29 protein-coding genes are annotated in these 25234 nt (G+C 63.0%); 10 read left to right on the top strand and 19 right to left on the bottom strand.

What is annotated here, in order from left to right:
• Window positions 1-23: 23 nt before the first annotated feature.
• The 18 genes from KUIN1_RS02320 to KUIN1_RS02405 form a co-directional block, all read right to left on the bottom strand.
• The gene (locus KUIN1_RS02320; protein WP_011266389.1) at window positions 24-1250 is read right to left on the bottom strand and encodes a beta-ketoacyl-ACP synthase; all 1227 of its coding nucleotides are present in this window, start codon (window positions 1248-1250) and stop codon (window positions 24-26) included.
• Window positions 1250-1978 (bottom strand): 3-oxoacyl-ACP reductase FabG, encoded by a 729-nt coding sequence (gene fabG, locus KUIN1_RS02325; protein ID WP_024642358.1) that lies wholly within the window; start codon window positions 1976-1978, stop codon window positions 1250-1252. Before fabG ends, KUIN1_RS02320 begins: the two co-directional genes overlap by 1 nt.
• Complete coding sequence (locus KUIN1_RS02330; protein WP_003346295.1) at window positions 1975-2430, bottom strand: ApeP family dehydratase; 456 nt, start codon at window positions 2428-2430, stop codon at window positions 1975-1977. The genes fabG and KUIN1_RS02330 overlap by 4 nt, the downstream gene beginning before the upstream one ends.
• Window positions 2427-3623 carry a beta-ketoacyl-[acyl-carrier-protein] synthase family protein gene (locus KUIN1_RS02335; protein ID WP_103378149.1) on the bottom strand — a complete coding sequence of 399 codons (1197 nt, stop codon included), beginning with the start codon at window positions 3621-3623 and terminating at the stop codon, window positions 2427-2429. The genes KUIN1_RS02330 and KUIN1_RS02335 overlap by 4 nt, the downstream gene beginning before the upstream one ends.
• Window positions 3620-4102: a hypothetical protein gene (locus KUIN1_RS02340; protein ID WP_003402986.1), complete on the bottom strand. Its 483-nt coding sequence runs from the start codon at window positions 4100-4102 to the stop codon at window positions 3620-3622. Before KUIN1_RS02340 ends, KUIN1_RS02335 begins: the two co-directional genes overlap by 4 nt.
• Window positions 4099-4833, bottom strand: a complete 735-nt coding sequence (locus KUIN1_RS02345) for a class I SAM-dependent methyltransferase (protein WP_024660837.1) — start codon at window positions 4831-4833, stop codon at window positions 4099-4101. Before KUIN1_RS02345 ends, KUIN1_RS02340 begins: the two co-directional genes overlap by 4 nt.
• Entirely contained in the window at window positions 4830-6077 is a 1248-nt protein-coding gene (locus KUIN1_RS02350; RefSeq protein WP_116886860.1) for an NAD(P)/FAD-dependent oxidoreductase, read from the bottom strand. Before KUIN1_RS02350 ends, KUIN1_RS02345 begins: the two co-directional genes overlap by 4 nt.
• A 54-nt stretch (window positions 6078-6131) precedes the next feature.
• Window positions 6132-8495 carry an MMPL family transporter gene (locus tag KUIN1_RS02355; protein ID WP_162886015.1) on the bottom strand — a complete coding sequence of 788 codons (2364 nt, stop codon included), beginning with the start codon at window positions 8493-8495 and terminating at the stop codon, window positions 6132-6134.
• The gene (locus KUIN1_RS02360) at window positions 8479-9093 is read right to left on the bottom strand and encodes an outer membrane lipoprotein carrier protein LolA (protein ID WP_116886858.1); all 615 of its coding nucleotides are present in this window, start codon (window positions 9091-9093) and stop codon (window positions 8479-8481) included. The genes KUIN1_RS02355 and KUIN1_RS02360 overlap by 17 nt, the downstream gene beginning before the upstream one ends.
• Window positions 9090-9539: an acyl-CoA thioesterase gene (locus KUIN1_RS02365; RefSeq protein ID WP_003316680.1), complete on the bottom strand. Its 450-nt coding sequence runs from the start codon at window positions 9537-9539 to the stop codon at window positions 9090-9092. Before KUIN1_RS02365 ends, KUIN1_RS02360 begins: the two co-directional genes overlap by 4 nt.
• 65 nt (window positions 9540-9604) lie before the next feature.
• Window positions 9605-10552 carry an LpxL/LpxP family acyltransferase gene (locus KUIN1_RS02370; protein WP_116886857.1) on the bottom strand — a complete coding sequence of 316 codons (948 nt, stop codon included), beginning with the start codon at window positions 10550-10552 and terminating at the stop codon, window positions 9605-9607.
• A complete protein-coding gene (locus KUIN1_RS02375) occupies window positions 10549-11283 on the bottom strand; it encodes a glycosyltransferase family 2 protein (protein WP_116886856.1) in 735 nt (244 codons plus the stop codon). Before KUIN1_RS02375 ends, KUIN1_RS02370 begins: the two co-directional genes overlap by 4 nt.
• Entirely contained in the window at window positions 11276-12958 is a 1683-nt protein-coding gene (locus tag KUIN1_RS02380) for an acyl-CoA synthetase family protein (protein WP_162886177.1), read from the bottom strand. The genes KUIN1_RS02375 and KUIN1_RS02380 overlap by 8 nt, the downstream gene beginning before the upstream one ends.
• A gap of 10 nt (window positions 12959-12968) precedes the next feature.
• The gene (locus tag KUIN1_RS02385) at window positions 12969-13514 is read right to left on the bottom strand and encodes a membrane protein (RefSeq protein WP_011266400.1); all 546 of its coding nucleotides are present in this window, start codon (window positions 13512-13514) and stop codon (window positions 12969-12971) included.
• Window positions 13511-13765 carry an acyl carrier protein gene (locus KUIN1_RS02390; protein WP_011266401.1) on the bottom strand — a complete coding sequence of 85 codons (255 nt, stop codon included), beginning with the start codon at window positions 13763-13765 and terminating at the stop codon, window positions 13511-13513. Before KUIN1_RS02390 ends, KUIN1_RS02385 begins: the two co-directional genes overlap by 4 nt.
• Window positions 13766-13774: 9 nt before the next feature.
• Entirely contained in the window at window positions 13775-14035 is a 261-nt protein-coding gene (locus tag KUIN1_RS02395; RefSeq protein ID WP_003316688.1) for a phosphopantetheine-binding protein, read from the bottom strand.
• Window positions 14010-14822, bottom strand: a complete 813-nt coding sequence (locus KUIN1_RS02400; RefSeq protein ID WP_003402969.1) for a lysophospholipid acyltransferase family protein — start codon at window positions 14820-14822, stop codon at window positions 14010-14012. Before KUIN1_RS02400 ends, KUIN1_RS02395 begins: the two co-directional genes overlap by 26 nt.
• On the bottom strand, window positions 14798-15517 hold the full coding sequence (locus KUIN1_RS02405) for a beta-ketoacyl synthase chain length factor (RefSeq protein WP_024641099.1): 720 nt from the start codon (window positions 15515-15517) through the stop codon (window positions 14798-14800). Before KUIN1_RS02405 ends, KUIN1_RS02400 begins: the two co-directional genes overlap by 25 nt.
• A 309-nt stretch (window positions 15518-15826) precedes the next feature.
• Here KUIN1_RS02405 and KUIN1_RS02410 point away from each other — a divergent pair, with 309 nt between their 5' ends.
• Complete coding sequence (locus tag KUIN1_RS02410) at window positions 15827-16606, top strand: ParA family protein (RefSeq protein ID WP_011266403.1); 780 nt, start codon at window positions 15827-15829, stop codon at window positions 16604-16606.
• A gap of 518 nt (window positions 16607-17124) precedes the next feature.
• Here KUIN1_RS02410 and KUIN1_RS02415 read toward each other — a convergent pair.
• Window positions 17125-17520 carry a PAAR domain-containing protein gene (locus tag KUIN1_RS02415; RefSeq protein WP_024640367.1) on the bottom strand — a complete coding sequence of 132 codons (396 nt, stop codon included), beginning with the start codon at window positions 17518-17520 and terminating at the stop codon, window positions 17125-17127.
• 406 nt (window positions 17521-17926) lie between these two features.
• Here KUIN1_RS02415 and mdcA point away from each other — a divergent pair, with 406 nt between their 5' ends.
• The 9 genes from mdcA (at window position 17927) to madM (ending at window position 25233) form a co-directional block, all read left to right on the top strand.
• The gene (gene mdcA, locus KUIN1_RS02425; RefSeq protein WP_430624541.1) at window positions 17927-19600 is read left to right on the top strand and encodes a malonate decarboxylase subunit alpha; all 1674 of its coding nucleotides are present in this window, start codon (window positions 17927-17929) and stop codon (window positions 19598-19600) included.
• On the top strand, window positions 19600-20475 hold the full coding sequence (locus tag KUIN1_RS02430) for a triphosphoribosyl-dephospho-CoA synthase (RefSeq protein WP_103713767.1): 876 nt from the start codon (window positions 19600-19602) through the stop codon (window positions 20473-20475). The genes mdcA and KUIN1_RS02430 overlap by 1 nt, the downstream gene beginning before the upstream one ends.
• A 1-nt stretch (window position 20476) precedes the next feature.
• The gene (locus KUIN1_RS02435) at window positions 20477-20776 is read left to right on the top strand and encodes a malonate decarboxylase subunit delta (protein WP_003316694.1); all 300 of its coding nucleotides are present in this window, start codon (window positions 20477-20479) and stop codon (window positions 20774-20776) included.
• Window positions 20769-21620, top strand: a complete 852-nt coding sequence (locus KUIN1_RS02440) for a biotin-independent malonate decarboxylase subunit beta (protein ID WP_103713768.1) — start codon at window positions 20769-20771, stop codon at window positions 21618-21620. Before KUIN1_RS02435 ends, KUIN1_RS02440 begins: the two co-directional genes overlap by 8 nt.
• Window positions 21617-22417, top strand: coding sequence for a biotin-independent malonate decarboxylase subunit gamma (gene mdcE, locus KUIN1_RS02445; protein ID WP_103713769.1), 801 nt, complete (start codon window positions 21617-21619; stop codon window positions 22415-22417). The genes KUIN1_RS02440 and mdcE overlap by 4 nt, the downstream gene beginning before the upstream one ends.
• Window positions 22411-23049 carry a malonate decarboxylase holo-ACP synthase gene (locus tag KUIN1_RS02450; RefSeq protein WP_024640819.1) on the top strand — a complete coding sequence of 213 codons (639 nt, stop codon included), beginning with the start codon at window positions 22411-22413 and terminating at the stop codon, window positions 23047-23049. Before mdcE ends, KUIN1_RS02450 begins: the two co-directional genes overlap by 7 nt.
• Window positions 23046-23981, top strand: a complete 936-nt coding sequence (mdcH, locus tag KUIN1_RS02455; RefSeq protein ID WP_011266411.1) for a malonate decarboxylase subunit epsilon — start codon at window positions 23046-23048, stop codon at window positions 23979-23981. Before KUIN1_RS02450 ends, mdcH begins: the two co-directional genes overlap by 4 nt.
• Before the next feature lie 69 nt (window positions 23982-24050).
• Entirely contained in the window at window positions 24051-24467 is a 417-nt protein-coding gene (madL, locus tag KUIN1_RS02460; protein ID WP_003402948.1) for a malonate transporter subunit MadL, read from the top strand.
• A 1-nt stretch (window position 24468) separates the two neighbouring features.
• The gene (gene madM / locus KUIN1_RS02465) at window positions 24469-25233 is read left to right on the top strand and encodes a malonate transporter subunit MadM (protein ID WP_003402947.1); all 765 of its coding nucleotides are present in this window, start codon (window positions 24469-24471) and stop codon (window positions 25231-25233) included.
• Window position 25234: the final 1 nt, after the last annotated feature.

A 25234-nucleotide genomic window follows, 5' to 3' on the forward strand; every position in this document is an offset into this window, starting at 1 on the left:
GACAGGCGGCTCAGAGAATACCCTTAGCCCCAACGCCTGAAGATCAGCGAGGTGTTCACGCCGCCAAACGCGAAGTTGTTGTTCATCACGTATTCGTTGCTCATGTGCCTGGGTTCGCCGACGATGTAGTCCAGTTCGCCGCACTGTGGGTCAATGTCGACCAGGTTGAGCGTATGGATATAGCGATCGCTGTTGAGCATTTCGATGCTGAACCATGATTCCAGCGCGCCGCACGCTCCCAGCGTGTGACCGAGAAAGCTTTTTTGCGAGCTAAGTGGCATGCGCGGGCCGAACAGGCTGCTGGTGGCCAGGGTCTCGGCGATGTCGCCTTGTTCGGTGGCGGTGCCGTGACCGTTGACGTAACCGATGGCGTCGGGCGACAGGTTGGCGTCTTCGAGGGCCAGCTCCATCGCGCGGCGCATGGTGGTCTGCTCGGGGCGAGTGCTGTGCGCGCCGTCGGCGTTGCTGCCGAAGCCGACTATTTCGGCGTAGATGTGCGCCCCCCGTGCCTGGGCATGCTCAAGCTCTTCAAGCACCAGCATGCCGCCGCCTTCACCGATCACCAGGCCGTCGCGTCCGCTGTCGTAGGGGCGTGGTGTGGTGTGGGGCGCGTCATTCTTCAGGCTGGTGGCGTACAGCGCGTCGAAGACCATGGCCTCGGTCGGGCACAACTCTTCGGCCCCGCCCGCCAGCATCAGCGGCAGACGGCCGAACTTGATCGCCTCATAGGCATAGCCGATGCCCTGACTGCCACTGGTGCAGGCGCTGGAGGTCGGAATCAGGCGTCCGGTCAGGCCGAAGAAGATACTGATGTTGGCGGCGGTGGTGTGCGGCATCATCCGCACATAGGAATTGGCGTTCAGGCCCACGGCCACCGAGTTGATCAGCATGTTGCCGAAGGCCTTGATCTCGTCGGTGCTGCCGGTGGACGAACCGCAGGCCGTGCCCATGCGCCCATCGCGAATGATCGGGTCATTCAGCAGCCCGGCGTCGATCAGGGCCTGCTCGGCAGCCGCCACGGCCAGACGTGACACGCGGCCCATGCTGCGCAGTTGCTTGCGCGTCCAGTGCCCCGGCACGGCGAAATCGTCGATGGGACCGGCCAGGCGGGTATTGAGCTCGGCAAACCGGTTCCACTCGTCCATCCGGCGAATGCCGCTGCGATTGGCCGTGAAGCGTGCATCGATAGTCGGCCAGTCGCTGCCCACCGAAGTGATGCCGGACATGCCGGTCACTACCACACGCTTCATCAGCACAGTCCCCCGTTGACGGCCAGAACCTGACGAGTGATGTAGCTCGCTTCGGCCGACATCAGAAAATTCACCGCACCCGCCACTTCCTCGGGCGTGCCCATGCGTTGTGCCGGAATCATTTTCAGCAGTTCGTCCACCGGCACGTTCTCGTCGAGCATGGCGGTATCGATCAGCCCCGGCGCGACGCAGTTGACGGTGATCTTGCGCTTGCCCAGCTCGATAGCCAGGGCCTTGGCGGCACCGATCAGCCCTGCCTTGGAAGCGCTGTAATTGACCTGGCCGCGGTTGCCGATCAGCCCGGAAACCGAAGTGATGCAGACGATGCGCCCTGCTGCACGACGGCGAATCATCGGCATCGTCAACGGGTGCAGGACGTTATAGAAACCGTCCAGGTTGGTGCGCAGCACCTGATCCCAGTCATCGTCGCTGAGCGCCGGAAACGCGCCGTCGCGGGTCAGCCCGGCGTTGAGCACCACGCCGTAATAGGCGCCGTGCGTCTCCACGTCCTGTTCCAGAACGGCCTTGCAGGCGGCCCGGTCCGAGACATCGAATTGCAGCACGCGTGCCTGACGGCCCAGCGCAACGACTTCGGCCTGCACCGCTTCGGCTTCGCTGCGGCCGGTGCGGCAATGCAGGATCAGGTCGTATCCGGCCTGCGCCAGACGCAGGGCGATGGCGCGGCCAATGCCACGGCTGGAGCCGGTGACCAGTATCGATTCAGTCATGCCGGGGCTCCTTCAGCCAGGTAGTCAGCAGTATTGGGCGGGCAATATACATTGAGTCGGGCAAAAGCCTCGATACCCGGACCGGTGAGGGTGCATTCGAACATGCCCATGCCGTTGTCGTCCTGCAGGGAACGCACGGCGTGGATGTGCAGTTCGCTGCCCAGCGGGAAGCGCGTCACGTTGCAGTCGAACTTGCGGCTGCCAAGCAGAAACCCCAGCTTGACCGCTTCGCCCTTGTTGCGCGCCTTGCAACCGGCATAGGCCGCGACGCTCTGCGCCATCAGCTCGATGCCCAGCCATGCCGGCAGACTGCCGTCGGCTTGATTGAACAGGCCGTCGGCGCGCACGGTCAGGCGGGTTCGAATCTGTTCTTCGTCAAAGCTCAGCACCTGATCGATGAGAATCATGTCGCCGGCATGGGGGATGAGTTCGGCGAGCGGCCACTCGGTCATGGGGCATCTCCGATAATCAGGCTGATGTTGTTGCCACCGAAGGCAAACGAATTACTCATCATGTAACGAGCGTTTTCAGGTGTCAGGCGCGAGCCTGCATGTGTCCAGTGCAGAGCAGGCAAGAGCGGATCGGCCTCGCCGTCCCACAAGTGCGGGGGCAGGGCCTGTTCGGTATTCTGCGGTGCCAGGCTCAGCCAGCAAAACGCCGCTTCCAGCGCGCCTGCCGCGCCCAAGGTGTGGCCGCTGAGCGGTTTGGTCGACGAGCAGGGCACGCCGTTCGGAAATACCCCCTGCACGGCCAGGCTCTCCATGGCGTCGTTGTGCGGCGTGGCGGTGCCATGCAGGTTCAGATAACCGATCTGTTCCGCCTCGAGTCGGGCATTGCGCAACGCTTGCAGCATGGCATCGCGCGCGCCACGCCCGGTGGGTTCGGGGGCCGAGATGTGGTGAGCGTCGCAGCTGGCACCTGCACCCAGCAGGGCAATCGAGTGCCTGCTGTCGGTTTCGCGAGTCATCAGGAACAGCGCGGCGGCCTCGCCGATATTGATCCCGTTGCGGTTGCTGGAGAACGGGTTGCAGAGCTGCGGCGACATGGCCTCGAGTGCCGAGAATCCCTGCAGGGTCAGCCTGCACAGGCTGTCGACGCCGCCGCAGAGCACGGCATCGCACAGGCCCATGTCCAGCGCCCGCCGTGCACTGAGCAACGCCCGCGAGCTGGAGGTGCAGGCTGTCGAGATGACGTAGGCCGGGCCGCTCAATTGCAGCCAGGCGGCGAGAAAATTCGCCGGTGCGCCCAGTTCCTGTTGCCGATAATCGTAATTGTCGGGGAAGGTCCGCTCACGCAGCCAGACGGCCATGCTCTCGCTCGCTTCATCGATGCCCGAAGTGCTGGTGCCGATGATCACGCCAATCCGTCCGGCGCCGAAGCGGGTGATAGCCTGGCTGATGTCCTCCTCGATCTGCAGGGCGGCAGCCAGCAGCAACTGGTTATTGCGGCTGTGATGCAAATGCACGGCAGGCGGAATGGGCGGCAGTGCGGATTTGACCGCGCCGACCGGCAATGCACGTTCCGGCACCCAGCCGCTTTCGAACACCATGCCCGAGCTGTCGCCGGCGAACAGCCTGCGCGACACCTCTTCACGGCTGTCGCCCAGCGAGCAGATCACGCCCAGTGCGTTGAGATAGGCGGTCATGGCAGGCTCTCGTTGTTCAGCGGTGTGACTTTGTAGCTCAGTCTGTCCTTGAGGCGAATAGTGAACGCGTTGGCCGATTGATATTCGACCAGCCAGCGGTCATCCAGACGACGCTGCATGCCCTGGCGGTAAGCGGTCGGGTAGCGGCCATGCATTTCCAGGTCCGGGGTCATGGCGAACATCAGCGCAGCGAACAGCTCGCGGGCTTCGGGATTGGGCGGCAGCAAACCATCGGCCTGCCATTTTCCGTCGATCAGCAACTGGCGCGCCTGGGGAATGCCCAGCGGGTCCATCATCGACCAGCGCAATCCGCCGTTTTCACGCTGGATGATCAGCAACCAGTCCTGATGCTGATCTGCCTGGCGACGCTCGATGTGCAGCTGCATCGGCAATTGCAGGGTCGGTGCGCTGGTCGGCAGCGGGGCTTGTGCCGCACAGCCGCCGAGCAGCAGGAAGGCTAAAAACAGTACGCGAATCATGATGCTCCCACTTCCAGGGGTTTGCGGGCCACGACATTGACCAGCGTTTCCTCACGTTGCCCGAATGGCCTGGGCTTTTGCAGTTTCAAGACTTCGAGCAGGCCGAAGTCCCTGGCGCGGCTCCACCACAGGTAAGGGTACGAAACATTCTGTGCATCGAACTCGAAACCCTGGTCGCGGATCATCTGCAGATACTGCGCCGCGCTTTTCTGAACGTGCATCGGGTGGCGGAACAGCCAGCGAATCACCCAGGTGTCGATGTACGCTTCGGTCGACTCGGCGAACAGCAGATAGCCGCCCGGTTTGAGTACGCGGTAAAACTCGGCCAGCGCCTGTTGCTGATCGACCAGATGATGGAAAGTCTGGTGGCAGAACAGCAGATCGACGCTGGCGTCAGGCACTTGCAGGGCTGCGCAGTCGCTGCCGATCAGTTCGACCTCTACGCCTCTGGCCCGCGCCTCTTCACGACTCATGTCGAGGCTGTGCGGGTCGGCGTCGACACCGATGAGCCTGGAGGGCTGAAAAACCTTGTTCAGGTGCTGGAACGAGCGGCCTTGCCCGCACCCGGCGTCGAGCAACACCGGCGCAACCGGCGGCGCGCTGGCGAACAGGCTGCGCAAGTCGTCTATCGCCACGCGCAGCACGCGGTACTGCCAGATGTTGCTGCGCAGAAACCACAGGCCGAAGCGGGTTTCCTCGACATAACTGTCACTCAGGAACGGTCGATTCATGAGCCACTGCCCGCGCAGATTTCCGAGAGCGTGCGCAGGCGGCGCTTGGGCTCGCTGACAAACGGATTGCGTTCGTCCCAGGCATAACCGGCCAGAATCGAGCTGATCATGCGGCGGATGTCCGGAGCGCTGCCGGGGTAGAAGATCACGTTCTGGAACGTACCGTCGTACCAGCCTTCGACATAGGCGCGAAAGGTGTCGACGCCACGTTTCAATGGCACCGCGAACTCGCTTTCCCAATTCACGTTTTCGCCCTGCAACTGCCGGCTCAGCACGCCAGCCGCCATGCTCGCCGAACGCATGGCGATGGTCACGCCCGAAGAAAACACCGGGTCGAGGAATTCCGCCGCGTTGCCCAGCAGCGCAAAGCCCTTGCCGTGCAGGGTCTTGACGTTGGCCGAGTAGCCGCCGATGGTTCTCGCCGGCGTGTCCCAGACCGCGTTTTTCAGCACGCTGGCCAGTTGCGGTGTTTCAGCGATAAAGGCGCGCAGGCAGGCATCCAGATCCGCGGGCTTGTCCTTGAAGCGTTCAGCCGAGGCGACCACGCCTATCGAACAGCGGCCTTCACTGAACGGAATCGACCAGAACCACACATCGCTGTGCTGCGGATGGATGCTGACGAGAATCTTGCGGCGGTCGAAGGGCGGGCTTTCGATGCGGTCTTCGATATGCGTGAACACCGCCTGGCGCACGGGGAAACCCGACGGCGCTTCCAGATCCAGCAAGCGCGGCAGCACGCGGCCATAACCGCTGGCGTCGAGCACGAAGCTGGCCTGCACGCTGTATTCGCTGCCGTCCTCGCGCCTCACACGCAAAACCGGCTGCGGGCCTGCGAAGTCGGCACTGACGATCTCTTCCTGATAGCGGATTTCCACGCCTTGCAGCGCGGCCTGGTCCGCGAGCAGTTTGTCGAACTCGCTGCGCTGCACCTGAAAGGTCGTCGGCCTGCCGTTGCTGAACGTATCGCCGAAGTCGAAATCGCTGTATTGCTCGCCACGCGCGAAGGCTGCGCCATTCTTGGGCTGGAAACCGGCGGCCTGCACTGCCTCCAGCATTCCGGCCTCTTCGACGAAGTCCAGGCAATGGCACAGCAGGCTTTCACCGATGGAGAAGCGCGGAAACAGCTGGCGCTCGATGATCAGCACGTCATGGCCCTGGCGTTTGAGCAGGGCAGCCGCTATTGAACCGGCCGGGCCGGCACCGATGACGACGACCTGACGAATTTCCCTATCAGTGATGGGCACAGGTATTCCTTTTCGGTTGGGCGGTGGCAGGGAGTGACGACAGCGCTGCAAGATTCATGCGTGTGGCCCTTCAGCATTGGCTGGCGAATGAAGCGCTTTACGCGGGCTGGCCCAGGGCGCCAGCAGGAAGCTGAACGCCAGCCCCAGACTGACCGACAGGCCGAAGTTGCTGATCGCCGGGGTGCTGGAAACGGCCAGCAGCCCGAACGACAGCCAGGTGGTGAGCGCCGCCAGCAGCGTGCCCAGCAGGCTGACCGCCGCGCCGCCTATCTGCTCGCGCATCAGGATGGCGTAATCGACGCTGATCGCCGTGACCAGCAGCAGGCCGAACAGGCTGAACAGGGTCAGCGGCTGACCGAGCCAGCCCAGGCTGGCGAGGCTGCACAGGGCCGCCAGCAGTGGCAGGGCGACGATGCGCAACGCACCACCGAAGCCAAACGGAGTGATCAGCAGCAGGACGATCAGTACGCACGACGCCAGCTTCAATTCCGCTGCACTGATCTGTGTGTGGGCAAACACCTCGTTGAGCTCACCCAGGCGGTCGACCAGTTGCACGCCCTCCAGCCCGATGGCCTGCACGCGCAGCAACGCCATGCTGTTCATGCCGCGCAGGCTGACGATACTGGCGACACCTTGATCGCCATTGTCATCGCGGGTCGGTCCCAGCCAGAGCGTGCGCCACGGCTCGCTCAGCGGGCCTTGAAGCGCCTGATCGACGTCTTGCGCAGGCAGTGCCTGTAATTGCGCCAGTTCAGCCTTCAAGGCGCTGGCCGGAACGCCAAGTTGCACCAGCGGTGCCCAGTATTGCGGCAATTTGCCCAGTGCATCGCGGGTGGCCTGTTGTTCGGCAGGCGAATCGAGCAACTGGTTGAGCGCCATGTAGCCTTGCAGCTTGTCCATGCTGACCAGTTGGTCGAGCCGTTGGGTCAGTTCGGACTGCCGATCCAGCAATTGCTGCTGGTCCTTGCCGCGCACCAGAAAGAACTGGCTGGTGGGTTGATAACCGGTGATCCGTGCGATGGCCTGGGCTTCATCGGTCAACGCCTGAGGCGCTGCCACCCACTGGCGGATATCGTTCTTGGTGGTCAGGTGCCAGAGCCCGCCGCCACAGAAGGCCAACAGCAGCACCAGCAGAATCGGTGTGCTGATGCGCAGCAACAAGGCGGCGCGGCAATCGAGCATCAATTGCGCCAGTTTCAATGGCCACTGGGCAGGGCTGATCTCGACATTGGCGAGCAGCGCCGGCAGCAGGCACACCGCCGTCAGGTAGGCGCCGATCAGGCCGGCCGCCGAGAACACCGCAATTTGCGTGAGTGCCGGGAACGGCGTCCAGGCCAGCGCCAGGTAGCCGATGCAACTGGTGATCAGGCTCAGGCTCAGGCCCGGCAGGGTCAGGCGCAAGGCGGGCCAGCTGCGCCAGGGCTTGAGGCTCCAGCTCTTGGACAGGTAATGCAGCGGGTAATCCACCGCGACGCCGATCAGGCTGGAGCCCAGCACCAGTGTCATGACGTGCATGCTGCCGAATAGCGCGACGCAGGCCACCGCGCCGAACAGCATGCCGACCACCACCGGCACGAATGCCAGCAGCACGCTCCAGCGGCGGAAGGCGAGCAACAGCAACAACAGGATACCGACCGTTGCGCCACCGCCGACCCAGGTGATTTCCCGGCTGGCCTGCTTCTGCCCGTCGGCAGCGTAAAGCAGCCCGCTGGCCGCGAGCAATTGCCCCCCCGCCTGACTGGCCTGCACCCGCGCTTGCGCCAGCAGGTCGGCAACCTGGCCGGGCAGGTGCATATCGAAGGCATCGGTCCGGGTTCGTGAACGCAGCAGTACCCAGCTTTTACCCTCGGCGCTGGCCACCAGCGCGCCACTGGCCAGGTCCGCCTCGACCGAGCCCTGCTTCGGCAGGCCGTTCTGGATACGTCCGGTCAGCCCCAGCCAGTCATCCTGACCAGGCACCAGGCTGAACCCGGCAAACGGGTCGAACAGCGTCTGTACGCGCTGTTCGATGAAGGTTTTCGGGTCGTCGATCAGCAGTGTGCGGTCCGCTGTCGGCAACATGGCGATGCGCCCTTGCAGCAACTGGGTGCGCAGCGCGGGCAGGTCGGCCTGCAGCGACCACTGGACCTTCTCGAACAGGCCGGTCGACTGCCATTGTTCAGCCAGGTTACGCGCCAGTTCGACGGCCTTTTGCCGATCGCTGTGGCCCACCAGCACCAGCATTTCGCGGTTGAGCGGTTCCTGCATGCGCTTTTCGGCGCTCACCACCAGTTCGTCGTTATCGGTGCCCGGCACCAGCTCCATCAGGTTGGCCGACAGCGGCGAGCGGTCGTGCCACTGCCAGCCAGCCAGCGCCAATACGCCCGCCAGAATCAGTAGGAACAGTCGCGGCAACAGCCGCTCAGTCTTTGAAGTCATTACGCTGCGCATCAGTCAGGGTCGGGGCACTGTTGCTGTCGATCATTTTCAGGACCGTGCTGTCGCCCTGGGTTTCCAGCAGCTCGATACGCTGCACCAGTTCGCCGCCGTCGATGTTGATCTGCTTGAACACTTGTTGCAGCAGCATCGAGCGTGGCGTCAGGGTGAGGTGCCAGGCATTCGCCTCGCCCTTGAGCTGCAAGTCGAAATCCCGTTGCAGGCCGCTGCTGTCGCCTTGCAGGACCGCCAGGAACAGACGGTTCTGCTCGGCGCCGGCGTTCTTGTTCGGCACCGGCTTCCAGGTGCTGACATTGCCAGCGGTTTCACGACGGGCAATACCGTCGGCATTGATGCGGTAATCCTGCTTGAGCGGTGTTTCCAGCAGCCAGAGCAGCCCGAAATCCCTGGCGAGCACGAAGCGGCCCTTGCTGAGCAGCGGTTGCGGCAGGGCGCGCAGGTGTTTTTCCTGAACGAAACGACCCTGCACCACGGCAGGTTTGGCGAGCTGGTCGCTCAGCTGTTGCAGGTCGAAAGCCTGCGCCAGGGACGAAAGGCACAGCAGACCCAGCAGAATCAAGGTGCGAAGCGGGCGGTTCATGGCGAGGCGCTCTCTATTGTGCTCTCAAGGGCATTTTTCACGGCATCGATGAACACTTGCGGCGAAGCCAGTTGCATTTCCCGGCTCTGGCTGTCGACGGCGACCTGCACAGTGCTGGCGCGGGTCAGGCGCTCACCGGTGTGTGCATCGGTGATCAGGTAATTGATTTTCAAGCGGTTCTCCCACTCCACCAGACTGGCGCGCACGTTCAGTGTCTGACCGAACACGGCGCTGCGCACATAGCGCAATTGCAGATCGATCACCGGCCAACCATAACCGGATTCGAGCATCTGCATGTAGTTATGGCCGATATGATCGAGCAACGCGCAACGCGCCACTTCGAGGTACTTCACGTAGTGCCCGTGCCAGACGATGTTCATCATGTCGACGTCGAAAAACGGCACGACGATTTCAGTGTCGATGTGCAGAAAACCCTTACTGCGCATGTAACCTCCTGTGGCGACCCGCGCTGATTTTACAACGCAGCACATGATCGCCGAGCGCGATCAGCTCATGAGCCTGATTCATCGGCAGACTTCCAGAATGGGTAGAAATTGAACCATTGCTGCGGCGCTTCCAGGCAATAGTGCCCAAGACGCTCGGCATAACGCGTGGCCCACTGCTCGATGACCTGAGCGCGGTCGCTGCGCCGCCACTCGATGGCGTCGGCGAACGGTTCGAGAATCATCCGATAGCCTTTCGCACCCTTGAGGCAGAAGAACAGGTTGACCGAGCACTTGAGCAGACCGGCCAGCAGCCAGGGGCCTTGCGGGAAGTTGGCCGGCTGACCGAGAAAGTCGACCCGCACATTGCGCCCGCCGTGCAGCGCGACGCGGTCACCGGCGATGGCCAGCCACTCGCCTTCGTCCAGGCGCTGGCTGAGCTGCAGCATGATGGCCGGATCCAGCTCGCTGACCTGAATCAGGCGCAGATTAGTCGCGCCGGCTTCGCCGAGCAGGCGATTGAAACGTTCGGCGTGCTTGGTGTGCACCAGCACGTTCATGGTGACCTTTTCGCCGAGTTCGGCCAGCGCACGGCACACTTCGAGGTTGCCCAGGTGCGCACCGACCAGCATCTGTCCGCGTTGGCCACGCAGGTTCTGGCGCAGCAGGGCCTGGTCGACGATCTCGATCTGATCGATACCCAGCCTGCCGTTCCACACGTCGAGCTTGTCGAGCAAGGCATCGGCAAATGCCATGAACTGCCCGAACACCCGGCGCTGGCCGGGCCGCAGTTCGGGCTTGCCGCTCCAGTCGGCCAGGTGCTGCTGGTATTGCCAGATGCTGTGCCGGGCACGTCGGCCGAAGACAAAGAAATACAGAACGATGCCATACAGCACCGGGCTGAGCAGGCGCCGGCCGAGTACCCGCATGCCCCAGGCGGTGAGCTTCATGAGCATGAAACTGCCGCGCTCCTGATGACTGGCCCAATGCTCCCTGGGCGACTTATCGATGCTCATGGCCGCCACCGTCGCCACAGGATCATGGGCAGGCGTACCAGCATGCTGAAGAACAGTTTGGCGTGCATTTTCGAAATCAGAGCGTTGTCGTGAAACAGGCGGAAATGCGACAGGCCGTCCTGCGGGTAGTGAACCCGTGTCGGCAGCCAGCGCATCGGCTGGCCGCGCCAGGACAGGCGCACGAGAATTTCCGAGTCGAAATCCATGCGCCTGCCGATCTGCACGCGGTCGATCAGCGCCACCACCGGCGCCAGCGGATACAGGCGAAAGCCGCACATGGAGTCGCGAATGTGCAACGACAGGGTGTTGATCCACACCCAGACGTGGGTCAGGTAGCGTGCATACAGACGGCCTTTGGGCACGCTCTCGTCGAACTGCGGATAGCCGCAGATCAGCGCATCCGGGTGCTGGCGCGACTGCTCCAGAAACACCGGGATATCGCTCAGATCATGCTGGCCATCGGCATCGACCTGCAACGCATGGCTGAAACCGAGCCGGAACGCCTCGCGGAACCCCGCCATCACCGCGCCGCCCTTGCCCTGATTGACCGGCAGGCGCAGCAGGTAGATAGCCTCGCCCTGTGCCAACTGCTGTAACACGGCTTCGCAGGCCGGGCTGCTGGCATCGTCGACCAGGATGCACGGCAACCCGGCGTTGCGCACGGCCTTGACCACGTTGGGCACGGCCAGCTCGTGGTCAAACACCGGAATGATCACGCAAGGCTTATGCATGGTCGTCCTCCAGGAGGATCCGGCCACTGGAGCAGGGCGCGTTGTCGGCGTTGCGAAAGGCGAAGTGCAGCTTGGAGCGTGCCGCATCGAAGCGCAGCGTCAGCGTGAGACGGTCGCCGGGGCGCACCAGCTGCTGGAATTTGAGCACCTCCATGCCGGCGAATCCGCATGGCAGGTCGAGCAGGCGCCGGCCCAGACTGATCGCCCAGTCGACCTGCACCACGCCCGGCAAAATCGGCGCCTTGGGAAAGTGGCCGTTGAAAAACGCCAGATCGGGCGGGACACTCAAGTGCAGGTGCAGCTCGCCTTCGACGTTCTGTTGCTCAAGCACTTCCGGTTGTTTCGAGCGCGGCGCCAGCAGCAGCGCCTCGACGTCTGCTTGAGGCAGCTTGCCCTGGGCGTTGAGCGGCATCTGCCGCAGCAGCCGCCAGCGACGCGGCAGGGCGATGGTTTCGCAATGCGGCTGCAGGTGCTGTCGCAAGGCTTCGGTGAGCGCCCGGCGGCCTTGATTGCGCAGGGCCAGCAAGCCCGCGGCGCTCAGCACCAGCAGCGCGCCCAGCGAGGCACGGTTTGCCTGCACCAAGCCAAGGCGTGCTTCACTCACCCACGGGTGAGCCGCGAGGGCCTGCTCGATCAGCGGCAAGGACACGCGCTTCTCTTCGAGTTTGACGATGCGGTCCAGCCTGCCCAGCAGTTCAAAGCGCCCGTCTGCGCCGATCAGCGCCGCATCGGCGGTCTGCTCGACATGGCCGGGCGGCAGATAGGGCGAGCTGATGCGCAGCGCACCTTGCGCATCCTGACTCAGCTCTACGCCGTCGAAGGCCTGCCAGCGCTGCCCGCCCTGACGCCAGGCGATGCCGCCGGTTTCCGAGCTGCCGAGAATTTCCGTCGGCCACTGGCCGAGGCGTTGCTGCAGGCTCTGTGCGGCGTCGGCCGGCAATGCACCACCGGAAGAGAACACCCGGCGCACGGCCGCAAGACTGTGCCAGTCGAGATTGTCGCCCATGCGTTTGAGCAGCGCGGGGCTGGCGACCCAGGCGAATGACGGGTATTCACGGCTGGCGCGTTGCAGGTCTTCGGCGAACGGCAACTGACGGCGCACGAACGGGCGTGCCGCGCACAGCGGCCACAGCAAACGAAACAGCAGCCCGTAAATATGTTGCGTCGCCACGCTGCCGATCATGCATGCCGAGCCGAGCTCCGCGCCCCACAGCTGTTCCAGCCCGCAGACTTCGTTGGCCAGTTGCCGCAGGCGCTTCTCGATCAGTTTGGGCTCGCCGCTGGAGCCTGAGGTGCACAGGCTCAGCCGGCATTGGTCGAGGTCCAGCGCTGCCGCCGGGAGGGGCGCGGCACGCAGATCGCTCAGCTGGGTGTCACCTGGCAGGTCGGTCAGCCAAAGGTCGACCTGATTCGCCCAGCGCTCGCGGGTCTGGCCCTGCAAGTCGGCGGGCAGCAACACATGCACGTCCGCGCGCCAGGCCGCGAACAACGCAATGGCCAGGTCGGCGGCATCTTCGAGGTGCACTGCAAGGTGGGTGATGCCACGCGCTTGCAGCCCAGCGGCCACGCTGAGCGCCTGATCACGAAACTGCGCGTGGTCCAGGGTCGGGGCCAGCGTCAGCAGCCGGTCGGGCAGCGCATCGAGCAGCAGGTGTTCCAGGTTCAACCAGTTCATGCGATCCATTTCATTTGCCGCCCGCAGAGGGTGGGCGGACGATCCATTCGACAGCGAACAACACGCCCATCAGGCCGTAGGAAATCAGGCCGGTGTACAGCGTCCACCATGACAACGGTGCCCACAGCGTCAGGATGGCTGACGTGAGGCCGTTGACGAGAAAGAACAGGCACCAAATCTGCGTGACTTTACGGGTGTAGCGAATACCGGCCTCAGGCAGATCGGGGCGGTTCAGGCGCGCCATCTTTTCCACGATCGGCGGGCCGTAGACAAGGCTTGAACCGAACAGACCGAGCATGAAGGTGCTGACCAGTACCGGATACCAGCGCAGCATCATGTGACTGTCGAGGGCGCCGAGCACCACGCAAAAGATCAGCGCGACAATCGCCATCGCCAGGCTGCCTTGCCTGCGCTCTCCGGTCAGGGCGCGCGCCAGCCACAGGCTGCCGAGCAGCAGCGCGAACTGCCAGGGGGCGAAATGCTCGGTCCCCCAATAGACGGCGAATGGATACAGCACGCCGGCCAGCACCAGAATCAGGCCAATCAGCCGCTTCATTCGGCGGTATTGACCAGTTTGTACACGGCTTCTACCACGTCCTTCACGGTTCTCACCGACTTGAACTCTTCAGCCGCAATCTTCTTGCCGGTCTTGCGTTTGATGTGATCGATCAGGTCCACGGCATCGATACTGTCGATCTCCAGGTCCTGATACAGGTTGGCTTCAAGCGTGACTCTCTCAGGCTCCAGTTCGAACAGTTCCACCATTGCGGCGCGCAGGATTTCGAAGATGTCTTCACGGGTTTGCATGTTCAATTCTCAGGCCGGTTGTCTGGCGCTGACGAAGGCCGCAAGGCTGTCGACGCTGGCGAAATGGTTACGGGTGTCCTTTGCATCGGCATCGATCCTGATGCCATAACGCTTCTGGATGGCCAGGCCCAATTCGAGTGCATCCACCGAGTCCAGTCCCAGTCCTTCGCCAAACAGCGTCATATCGTTGCCGATATCTTCCGGGGTGATGTCTTCGAGGCCCAGGGCATCGATGATCAACAATTTAATGTCCTGGTGCAGATCGCTCATCTGAGGCGAGCTCCTTGGTGAAATAGTCATGCAGGTAATCGTTGAGCTTGCGGGACGCCAGGGGCGGTGGGCCTAGCGCACTGAAGGCGGTTGGGTCTATATCGGCACCGACGCGCAAAGTGAAGTGCACGCGGCGTTGCGGAATGCGATACCAGGGCTCGGCCTTGGTCAGGGTGGTCGGCTGGACCTTGATCGTCACCGGGGTGATGACGCTCGCGCCACGCAGCGCAATGGCGGCCGCGCCGCGGTGAAAGACCGGCGGCTGACCTGGCTGGGTGCGCGTGCCTTCCGGGAAGATGATCAGTGTCTGGCCGCTTTGCAGGCGCTCTACGGCGGCGTCGAGCATGTCCATGCTGCCATCGTTGCTGATGTAACCGGTGGCGCGCACAGGGCCGCGGGTGAACGGGTTCTCCCACAGGCTGCGTTTGACGACGCAGTTGGCGTCCCGCACCAGCCCGATCAGGAACACCACATCGATCAGTGACGGGTGGTTGGCGATGATCATCTGTCCGGGGCGGCCAAGCTTTTCGGCGCCTTGCACGTCATAGGTCAGCACCCGCATGCGCGCCATGATGCGGATGAACAGCCAGAACAGGCGGCTGATGGTCCGCCGCGCGCGGCGTTGATGGCTGGCCACATTGCCAGGCAGGCAACCCAATACTGGAAAAACGAACAACCGCAGACACAAACCGCTCAACCCGAACAGGGCAAAGCTGATGCCTGTTGCCAACAGACGCCAGTAATAGGCGTCCCGACCTTTTTTCAGTGACTGCGTTGCCAGTTCCATAACCGGTTATTCCAAGGGTGCAGGCAGACGGATTGATCAGTGTGCAAGGCCCGCAGCAGGTTCAGGGCGTGAGGCCACTGAGTGCGCGTTGTGCCTTGCGTATCGGTGTTCAGAGACAGCTGCCACTCATTCCCCGGCGTCAGCAGCAAGCCGACCGCGTAGGGAAAGGGCACGTCATCAATCCATTGGGCATAGGCTTGCGGTGGCTGTTCTTCAGTCACCACAAGCAATACTGCTTCTGCTCCCTCGGCCAGCAACGCTGCGGCCTCGAATGCTCCATACTCCAGCCCGTCGCCTGTGGCGGCCAGGGCTGTCATCTCACTTGTTTCACCGCGCATGATCGACCACAGACCAATGACGGCGTTATGCACTGAAAGGCTGAACTGGGTCGGTGAAAGCGGCTCGCTGGCGGCCAGATCACGCAGGATTTCAAAGGTCCTCGGGGTTTCTCCGTGGCGCGAGACAAACACCAGCGGGACGCGCCCCAGCCCTTCAGTCAACGGCCAGCCGACAGCAAACGCCATTCTTGCCATACGGCCCAGGCGGCGGCGTTGCATCGCAGGAAGAAAAGACACGTCTGGCGCTGCGTCACTGGTTTCCAGCAACGTCGGATCGAGGCTCCATCTCTGCCAGTCTTCCGCGCTCGCCAGGCCCGGCGCCCAGGCTTGCCATCGTGCAATGTTGAAGGTGATCAAGGCTTCTCTTCCCGCCCCTGCGGGCTTGTTTCTCGCTACATCGATATCAGGTCGATATCAGCCTGGGTGCGGTAATTGACCGAGTGCGCGCATTATCCCGATGGTGCTCATTACTAGCAAATTTGTTACATAAAAACCGTTTACAGGCGTGTATTTTAAGGTTGAAGTCGTTTTTCTGTATGACAACCGGCTGACAACTGTTTTTGCGTTAAGCTCACCGTTGTCATATGCGCTGTCTAGACTCGACCTCCTCTTACGGTCGTTATCGGCCACTGCTGCTGTTTCTTCATCTTTCAAGGAATCCAAAGCATGCGTCGCGTGGTATTCAATCAGAAGGGCGGTGTCGGCAAATCGAGCATCGCCTGCAATCTGGCTGCAGTCAGCGCTCACGAAGGCTATCGGACGTTATTGATCGATCTCGATGCCCAGGCCAATTCGACTCAGTACCTCACCGGCCTCACCGGCCAGGACATCCCGATGGGGATCGCCGAGTTCTTCAAGAACACGCTGTCCGGCTCACCGGTCGCCAAGAAGAACCATGTCGATATCTACGAAACACCGTTCGACAACCTGCATGTGGTCACGGCGACCGCAGAGCTTGCTGATCTGCAGCCCAAGCTCGAGGCCAAGCACAAGATCAACAAGCTGCGCAAACTGCTCGACGAGTTGAGCGAAGATTACGAGCGTATCTATCTGGATACGCCTCCCGCGCTGAATTTTTATGCGGTTTCGGCGTTGATCGCGTCCGATCGGGTGCTGATCCCTTTCGACTGCGACAGTTTCTCGCGACAGGCGCTGTACGGGCTGATGCGCGAGATCGAGGAGTTGAAAGAGGACCACAACGAAGGTCTTCAGGTGGAAGGCATCATCGTCAACCAGTTCCAGCCCAGGGCCAGCCTGCCGCAGCAGATGCTCGACGAACTGATTGCCGAAGGCTTGCCGGTGCTGCCGGTCTACCTCAACGCCTCGGTAAAAATGCGCGAGTCGCATCAGGCCAACCTGCCGCTGATCCACCTCGACCCACGGCACAAACTGACCCAGCAGTTCATGGAACTGCATCACCTGCTCGAGACCAACGCCCATCCGTGATGGGCCACCGCGAGAGCAATCGTCATACGCAAGTCCGCTCTTGATTCTGGCCGAAGGCCGCAGGAGCGACCGGGGCGGCGACCCGCTTTGTTCGCGAAGGCTCGTCATGCAGAAGTCCGCTCTGGATTCTGGCCGAAGGCCGTAGGAGCGACCGGGGCGGCGATCCGCCTTGTTCGCGAAGGCTATATTCCTGACGCAGAAAATCCATCGACTATGACGCCCTCTTCGCGGACAAGTCCGCTCCTACAGGGCACCGCAAACACCCGCAGGAGCGACCGGGGCGGCGATCCGCCTTGTTCGCGAAGGCTCGTCATGCAGAAGTCCGCTCTTGATTCTGGCCGAAGGCCGTAGGAGCGACCGGGGCGGCGATCCGCCTTGTTCGCGAAGGCTATATTCCTGACGCAGAAAATCCATCGACTATGACGCCCTCTTCGCGGACAAGTCCGCTCCTACAGGACACCGCAAACTCCCGGTTCGCTCCTAAGCCCTTTGACGGGCGTTCTACCGCGCAACTCTCGCTACGTCAGCGGCCTCAATACATCAGGCGTGAAGCTGCCATCCTTCATCGAACGGGCCAGGTGTCCCGCATGCTGGCGGGCAGTGTTGGCCAGTTCTTCGGGGATGGCGATGGTTGCGTCCATGTCGGCCCGGACATGCTCCTGCGAGGTGGTCAGCGTATTGCTGCCGGGTTCGCAGCCACACTGCACCTCATGACCCTGCGTGGCGACCGCCACGAGTTCGTCGATGTAGGTGGGGTTGCCCTGGGCGATGAAGCCAATCTCCCGGCAGGCCGGGCACCAGACCGGGTCTCCCATGCGGGCTACACGACGCCGCTCGATGACTTCGCTTGCCGATGCGGCCAGTACGAAGCCGCCGGTGGTGGTGAGATCGCCTTCCCTGACTATAAATGACATGGCGCTACTGCCTCTGGGTTACGGAAAACCTCAAGGCTAGGCGCAAATACGGATTCCGATAGCTCCCCTGGCCCTTTAAAGACCGGTCCTACGCAATTACCAGCCGGGCATTTCGAGCCTGTTGCACGCGCAATGACGCGCCTGGCGCAACGCCCGTTCCTCTATCGTTACTCCAGCCGTAATGATTCGACGCGTTGCTTGATTGATGCCCGACCGCTATCGCTCCAGGATGTGTAAAAACTACTGCGCTTGGCAATACTGCGTTAAAAACAGGCGAAAAATGCTCATTTAGAACACCTAGACTCCGCTTTTTCGCCTGTTTTTGCCTTATCTTGCCTTCGCTCGTGACGTTTTTACACACCCTGGCTCCTAAGGTGGCCGACGACAGCAAAATCGTGGAGCGATCATGACAACAACTTCCCCCGACGCACGCTGGACACGTCGTCGCAGCGAGAAGCAGCGGCGTCTGCAGCAAGTGCGGGCGTTGGCCGATGGTGTGGTGTTGCCGACCGACAACATCGTCGCGGCGCTGGAGGCCTTGCTGGTTTCCGGTGATCGTGTGGTGCTTGAAGGCAACAACCAGAAGCAGGCGGACTTCCTCTCCCGCGCGCTGGCCAAAGTCGATCCGGGCAAGGTGCATGACCTGCACATGATCATGCCGAGCGTCGGCCGCGCCGAGCACCTGGACCTGTTCGAGCAGGGCATTGCGCGCAAGCTGGACTTCTCGTTCGCCGGTACGCAAAGCTTGCGCATCAGTCAGTTGCTGGAAGACGGCCTGCTGGAAATCGGTGCGATCCACACCTACATCGAACTCTATTCACGGCTGGTGGTGGACCTGATCCCCAACGTGGTGCTGGCGGCAGGCTTCATGGCCGACCGCGCCGGCAACATCTACACCGGACCCAGCACCGAAGACACCCCCGCACTCATCGAACCGGCGGCATTCAGCGACGGCATCGTCATTGTCCAGGTCAATCAACTGGTCGATGACGTCAGCGAGCTGCCGCGGGTAGACATCCCGGCCTCGTGGGTCGACTTCGTGGTGGTCGCCGACAAGCCGTTCTATATCGAACCGCTGTTCACCCGCGACCCGCGCCACATCAAGCCGGTGCATGTGTTGATGGCGATGATGGCGATTCGCGGCATCTACGAGAAACACAACGTCCAGTCGTTGAACCACGGCATCGGTTTCAATACCGCCGCCATTGAGCTGATTCTGCCGACCTACGGCGAGTCGCTGGGCCTGAAGGGCAAGATCTGCCGCAACTGGACACTCAATCCGCACCCGACGCTGATCCCGGCCATCGAAAGCGGCTGGGTCGAGAGCGTGCATTGTTTCGGCACCGAGCTGGGCATGGAAAATTACATCGCCGCCCGCCCGGATGTGTTCTTCACCGGACGCGACGGCTCGCTGCGTTCCAACCGCCAGCTCTGCCAACTGGCCGGGCAGTACGCGGTGGACCTGTTCATCGGTGCAACCTTGCAGGTCGATGGCGACGGACATTCCTCGACGGTCACCCGTGGTCGTCTGGCCGGCTTTGGTGGCGCGCCGAACATGGGCCACGACCCACGCGGCCGGCGTCATGCCACGCCCGCCTGGCTCGACATGCGTCAGCAGCACGATGACGGCCCGGCTGCCTACCTGGAGCGCGGCAAGAAACTGGTGGTGCAGATGGTCGAGACGTTCCAGGAGGGTGGCAAACCGACCTTCGTCGAAACCCTGGACGCCGTCGAGGTGGCGAAGAAAAGCGGCATGCCGCTGGCGCCGATCATGATCTACGGCGACGACGTGACCCACCTGCTGACCGAAGAAGGCATCGCCTACCTCTACAAGGCACGCAGCCTTGAGGAACGCCAGGCGATGATCGCGGCGGTGGCGGGCGTGACCGTGATCGGTTTGCGCCACAACCCCAAGGACACCGCGCGCATGCGCCGTGAAGGGCTGATCGCGTTGCCCGAAGACCTCGGGATCCGCCGCACCGATGCCAGCCGTGAACTGCTGGCCGCCAAGAGCATTGCCGACCTGGTTCAGTGGTCCGGTGGTCTCTACAACCCGCCTGCCAAATTCAGGAGCTGGTAATGAGCGCACTTCAATGGTCACCGCACCCTGCTTCGCTGGCCGAGCGACTGGCCGATCTGGCGGTCGACGCCTTGATCGACGAAGCCGACCTGTCACCCAAACCGGCTCTGGTAGACCGGCGTGGCAGCGGTGCGCACACCGATCTGCATCTGGGGCTGATGCATTCCTCGGCGCTGTCGTTGTGGCCGACCTTCAAGTGGATGGCTGACGCCGCCACGCAGTTCGGTGTCGTGGGTCAGCCATTGCGTGAGGCACTGGGCAGGCTTGGCCGTGAAGGCGAGGCCACGATGCTGCGCACCACCAGCGGAGTGAATACGCATCGCGGCGCGATCTGGGCGCTGGGCCTGCTGGTGACCGCTGCCGCGCTGGATGCTCAGGAGTGTGCGCCCGAAGCCGTCTGCGCGCGCGCTGCCGCTCTGGCCCGGATCAAGGACCGCCAGGTGCTCACGCAGAACAGCCACGGTGATCAGGTGGTTCGTCGTTACGGTGTCATGGGTGCCAGGGAGCAGGCGCAGCAAGGTTTTCCGGCGGTCAGGCTGTTTGCCTTGCCGCAACTGCAACGCAGCCGCGCGGCAGGCAGCGGTGAGCAGAACGCCCGGCTGGACGCGCTGCTGGCAATCATGACTACGCTGGACGACACCTGCGTGCTGCATCGCGCCGGCATCGAAGGGCTGAATGCCATGCAGCAAGGGGCACAGCGCGTGCTGGACGCTGGAGGCAGCGCCAGTCTGGCCGGCCGCCGCGCACTGAACGCGCTGGATCAGCACCTGCTGGCCCTCAATGCTTCGCCCGGTGGCGCGGCGGATCTGCTGGCTGCCTGCCTGTTCATCGATGGCCTTGAGCCTGCGCTCGGCCCTGTTTCGAGGAGTGCCTGAAATGGAAACCCTGTCTTTTGAATTTCCTGCCGGACAGCCGCCCAAGGGCCGTGCGCTGGTGGGTGTGGTGGGCTCCGGTGATCTGGAAGTGCTGCTGGAGCCCGGTAAGCCGGGCACCTTGTCGATTCAGGTGGTGACGTCGGTCAACGGTGCCTCGCTGCGCTGGCAGCATCTGTTCGAACGCATGTTCGACGGCCAGACCCCGCCTGCGCTGAGCATCGATATTCATGATTTCGGCGCGACGCCCGGCGTTGTGCGTCTGCGCCTGGAGCAAGGCTTCGAGGAGATCGGTCATGACTGATAACGCACGGTTGCTGAATCAGCACAGTTTCATCGAACTGGGTGCCCGACAGCGCGCCCGTGCCTTGCTGGATGCCGGCAGTTTCCGCGAACTGCTCGGTCCGTTCGATCGGGTCATGTCGCCGTGGCTGGCCATGCAGGGCGTGGTGCCTCAGGCGGATGATGGCGTGGTGGTCGCTAAAGGCACTGTCGATGGTCGGCCAGTGGTCATCGCCGCCATCGAAGGTTCTTTTCAGGGTGGCAGCATGGGCGAAGTCGGCGGTGCGAAGATGGCCGGTGCGCTGGAACTGGCCGCCGAAGACAACCGCAACGGCATTCCTACCGCCGCGATCGTGCTGCTGGAAACCGGTGGCGTGCGTTTGCAGGAAGCCAATCTGGGCCTGGCCGCGATTGCCGAAATTCATGCCGCGATAGTCGACCTGCGTCAGTACCAGCCGGTGATCGGTGTGGTGGCAGGCAGCGTCGGCTGCTTTGGCGGGATGTCCATCGCCGCAGGGCTGTGCAGTTACCTGCTGGTGACTCAGGAAGCACGTCTGGGCCTGAACGGTCCGCAGGTGATCGAGCAGGAAGCCGGCATCGAAGAATACGACTCCCGCGACCGTCCGTTCATCTGGAGCCTGACCGGTGGCGAGCAACGCTTTGCCAGCGCTCTGGTGGATGGTTTTGCTGCCGATCATGTCGCCGATGTGCGCCAGCAGGTCAGCGGCTGGCTCAAGCAGGGCGTGCCCGACACGCATCGCAGCAGTCAGTACCCACTGTTCCTGCAACGCTTGGCCAGCCTCGACACTGAACCGCAAATCGATCCGCAAAGCGTGCGCACCCTCTATCAAGGAGCCCGGTCATGAGTCATTCACAACGGGGTTTGAACTGGTTCAACGCCTTGAGCGCAGGTGCCCGTGAAGTCACTGGCCTGCCTGCCTCACTCAAGGTGGCGGATGGCGTACTGGGCGAACAGCCGGTGCGCTTTCTGGCCGTGATTGCCGATATCGACAACCGCTTTCCCCGGGCGCGTCAGGGCGAAGTCGGCCTGCTGGAAGGCTGGGGCCTTGCCAAAGCGGTGGACGAGGCCATCGAGCAGGATCGCGACCGTGCCGAAAAGCGCGCACTGATTGCCATCGTCGACGTTCCGAGCCAGGCCTACGGGCGTCGCGAGGAAGCGCTCGGTATCCATCAGGCACTGGCCGGGGCTGTGGACAGTTATGCGCGAGCACGTCTGGCCGGGCATCCGGTGATCGGCCTGTTGGTCGGCAAAGCGATGTCCGGCGCATTTCTGGCCCACGGCTATCAGGCCAATCGATTGATCGCGCTGCGTGATCCCGGCGTGATGGTGCATGCGATGGGCAAGGCTTCGGCAGCCCGCGTAACCCTGCGCAGCGTCGAGGATCTGGAAAAGCTCGCCGCCAGCATTCCGCCGATGGCTTACGACATTGACAGCTACGCCAGCCTCGGTCTGTTGTGGGAAACCCTGACGGTCAAGCAGATCGAACAGCCCGCTGCGGATGACCTGGTTCAGGTGCGCAACGTGCTGAGCAGTGCGATCAAGGACGTACAGGCCCGCGGCGTCGATCTGAGCAGCCGCCTGGGCGCGAGCAACCGTGCGGCGTCGGTCAATGTGCGCCAGTTGCTGCGGGCGCAATGGTGATCAGCAACACGGGTGCAGTGCTGCCCCATGATTTGTTGTGGGGCATGCCGCTGACTGCGTTGCCGGACGATGCGCCCAAATGGGCGGTCGAGGCCGTGCTGGCCGGGCAACCGGTGGTGGTGCGGCGTCAGGCAATGCCCGCCGGGCAGGTGGCGGTGGGCTTGCGCGGTCGCGGTCGGGAGCAGCGCTATGCCGCGAGCATGCCGCTGGCTGAGGTCTGCCGAAGGGTCATGCCCGAGCAGTTGATCGACGCCCCGACCGAGATTCATCAGCAATGGCCGGCGTTGCAGGCGTTGCGCCAGATCCGTCCGGTCATGGAGGCGCTGGAGCTGGACTGGGGCGTCGGCGGCAGTGCCGGATTCGAGCTGGCCAGCGGTATTGCGGCGTTGCATCAGGACAGCGATCTGGATCTGATTCTGCGCACCCCCGGACGCTTGAATCGCCGCTGTGCCGCCGAGCTGGTCGAAGCGCTGGAAACCTCGGTCTGTCGGGTCGACGTCCAGCTGCAACTTGAGTCTGGTGCCGTGGCGCTGCGTGAGTGGGCGCGGCCAACGGGGCGGGTGCTGCTCAAGACCGCCACCGGCGCGCGGCTGGTTGCAGACCCGTGGCACCTGGGTCAGGTGTGCGCATGAGCAGCCTGTGGGTGTTTCCCGGCCAGGGTTCGCAGCAAACCGGCATGCTGCATCAGTTGCCGGACGAGGCCGTGGTGCGCGACTGCCTGCAGGAAGCCGCCGATGCGCTGGGCGAAGACGTGCTGGCGCTGGACACCGCCGGGGCGCTGCAAGCCACGCGTGCCGTTCAGCTTTGCCTGTTGATCGCGGGCGTCGCATGCGCACGCGTGCTGCAGGCGCGTGATTGTGTGCCGGACTACCTGGCCGGGCTGTCCATCGGTGCTTATCCGGCAGCGGTGGTTTCGGGGGCGCTGGCCTTTGACGACGCCGTGCGCCTGGTCGCGTTGCGTGGCGAGCTGATGCAAAGCGCCTGGCCGCAGGGTTACGGCATGACCGCGCTCATCGGCCTGGACCAGACACAGGTAGAAGCGCTGATCGGGCAGGTACACAGCGCGAAGACACCGGTATTTCTCGCCAATATCAACGCCGACAACCAGATGGTGATCTCCGGCAGTGCCGAGGCGATGCATCAGGTCGGTCAGTTGGCCAAGGCTGCCGGAGCGGCAGCGGTCAAGCGTCTTGCGGTCAGCGTACCGTCACATTGCGCCTTGCTGGACGCTCCCGCGCAACAACTGGCCGAGGCCTTTTCAAGGGTCGCGCTGCAGGCACCCACGCTACGTTACCTCAGCGGCAGCACGGCGCGGCCGGTGCTGAGTGCCGAGAAGCTGCGTGACGACCTGGCCTTCAACATGTGCCGGGTCATCGACTGGCGCAGCACCGTGGAAACCGCCTGGGAGCGGGGCGTGCGCCTGCACATCGAATTGCCGCCCGGCAGTGTGCTGACCGGGCTGGCACGCAAGGTATTCCAGCAGGGCAGCGCGCTGGCTTTTCAGGCTGCGCGCCTGGACAGCCTGGTCGCGCTGTCGCGCGAGGAGGGTCGCCGCACCCCATAGAGCCGCCGTGCAGCTGCTACGAAGGACAAAAACAACAACTTCAGCAATGCAAACAGAGGAATAACAACAATGATTATCTACGGTGTTGCACTACTGGCCATCTGCACGCTTGCGGGCGTGATTCTCGGCGACATGCTCGGCGTTCTGCTGGGTGTGAAATCCAATGTGGGCGGGGTCGGGATCGCCATGATCCTGTTGATCTGCGCGCGCCTGTGGATGGAAAAACACGGCGGCATGAGCAAGGACTGCGAAATGGGCGTGGGTTTCTGGGGCGCGCTGTACATCCCGGTGGTGGTGGCGATGGCTGCGCAACAGAATGTCGTCACCGCGCTCAAAGGAGGGCCTGTTGCCGTTCTGGCCGCCGTCGGTTCGGTGGTGTTGTGTGCCTGCACCATTGCTTTGATCAGCCGTACCAACCGGGGCGAGCCATTGCCCAAGGAAGAGCCGCTGCTGACGCCTGAAATCGCCCCGGCCGGAGGTCGCTGATATGTGGGACCTCATCGAAAAGGGACTTGAACACAACGGCCTGATCACCGCCTTCGCCTTCGTCGGCATCATCATGTGGGTCTCGGTAGTGCTTTCCAGGCGCCTGACGTTCGGCCGGGTGCATGGTTCGGCCATTGCGATTGTCATCGGGCTGATTCTGGCCTGGGTCGGCGGCACCTTGACCGGCGGCCAGAAAGGGCTGGCCGATATCACGCTGTTCTCCGGCATCGGCCTGATGGGCGGGGCGATGCTGCGTGACTTTGCCATCGTGGCCACCGCCTTCGAAGTGCAGGCCACCGAAGCGCGCAAGGCCGGGCTGATCGGGGTAATCGCCTTGCTACTGGGCACGATTCTGCCGTTTATCGTCGGCGCGAGCATCGCCTGGATGTTTGGCTATCGCGATGCGATCAGCATGACCACCATCGGTGCAGGGGCGGTGACCTACATTGTCGGCCCGGTGACCGGTGCTGCGCTGGGCGCCACCTCCGATGTAATGGCGCTGTCGATTGCCACCGGCCTGATCAAGGCGATTCTGGTGATGGTCGGCACGCCCATGGCAGCGCGCTGGATGGGGCTGGACAATCCGCGCTCGGCGATGGTTTTCGGTGGTCTGGCGGGGACTGTCAGCGGCGTTACCGCAGGGCTGGCGGCAACCGACCGGCGTCTGGTGCCTTATGGCGCGCTGACCGCCACGTTCCACACCGGTCTGGGCTGTCTGCTCGGGCCATCGGTGCTGTACTTCATCGTGCGCGCCATCGTCGGCTAGG

The sequence above is a fragment of the Pseudomonas sp. KUIN-1 genome (assembly GCF_009176725.1).
GTDB classification, from domain to species: Bacteria; Pseudomonadota; Gammaproteobacteria; order Pseudomonadales; family Pseudomonadaceae; genus Aquipseudomonas; species Aquipseudomonas fragariae.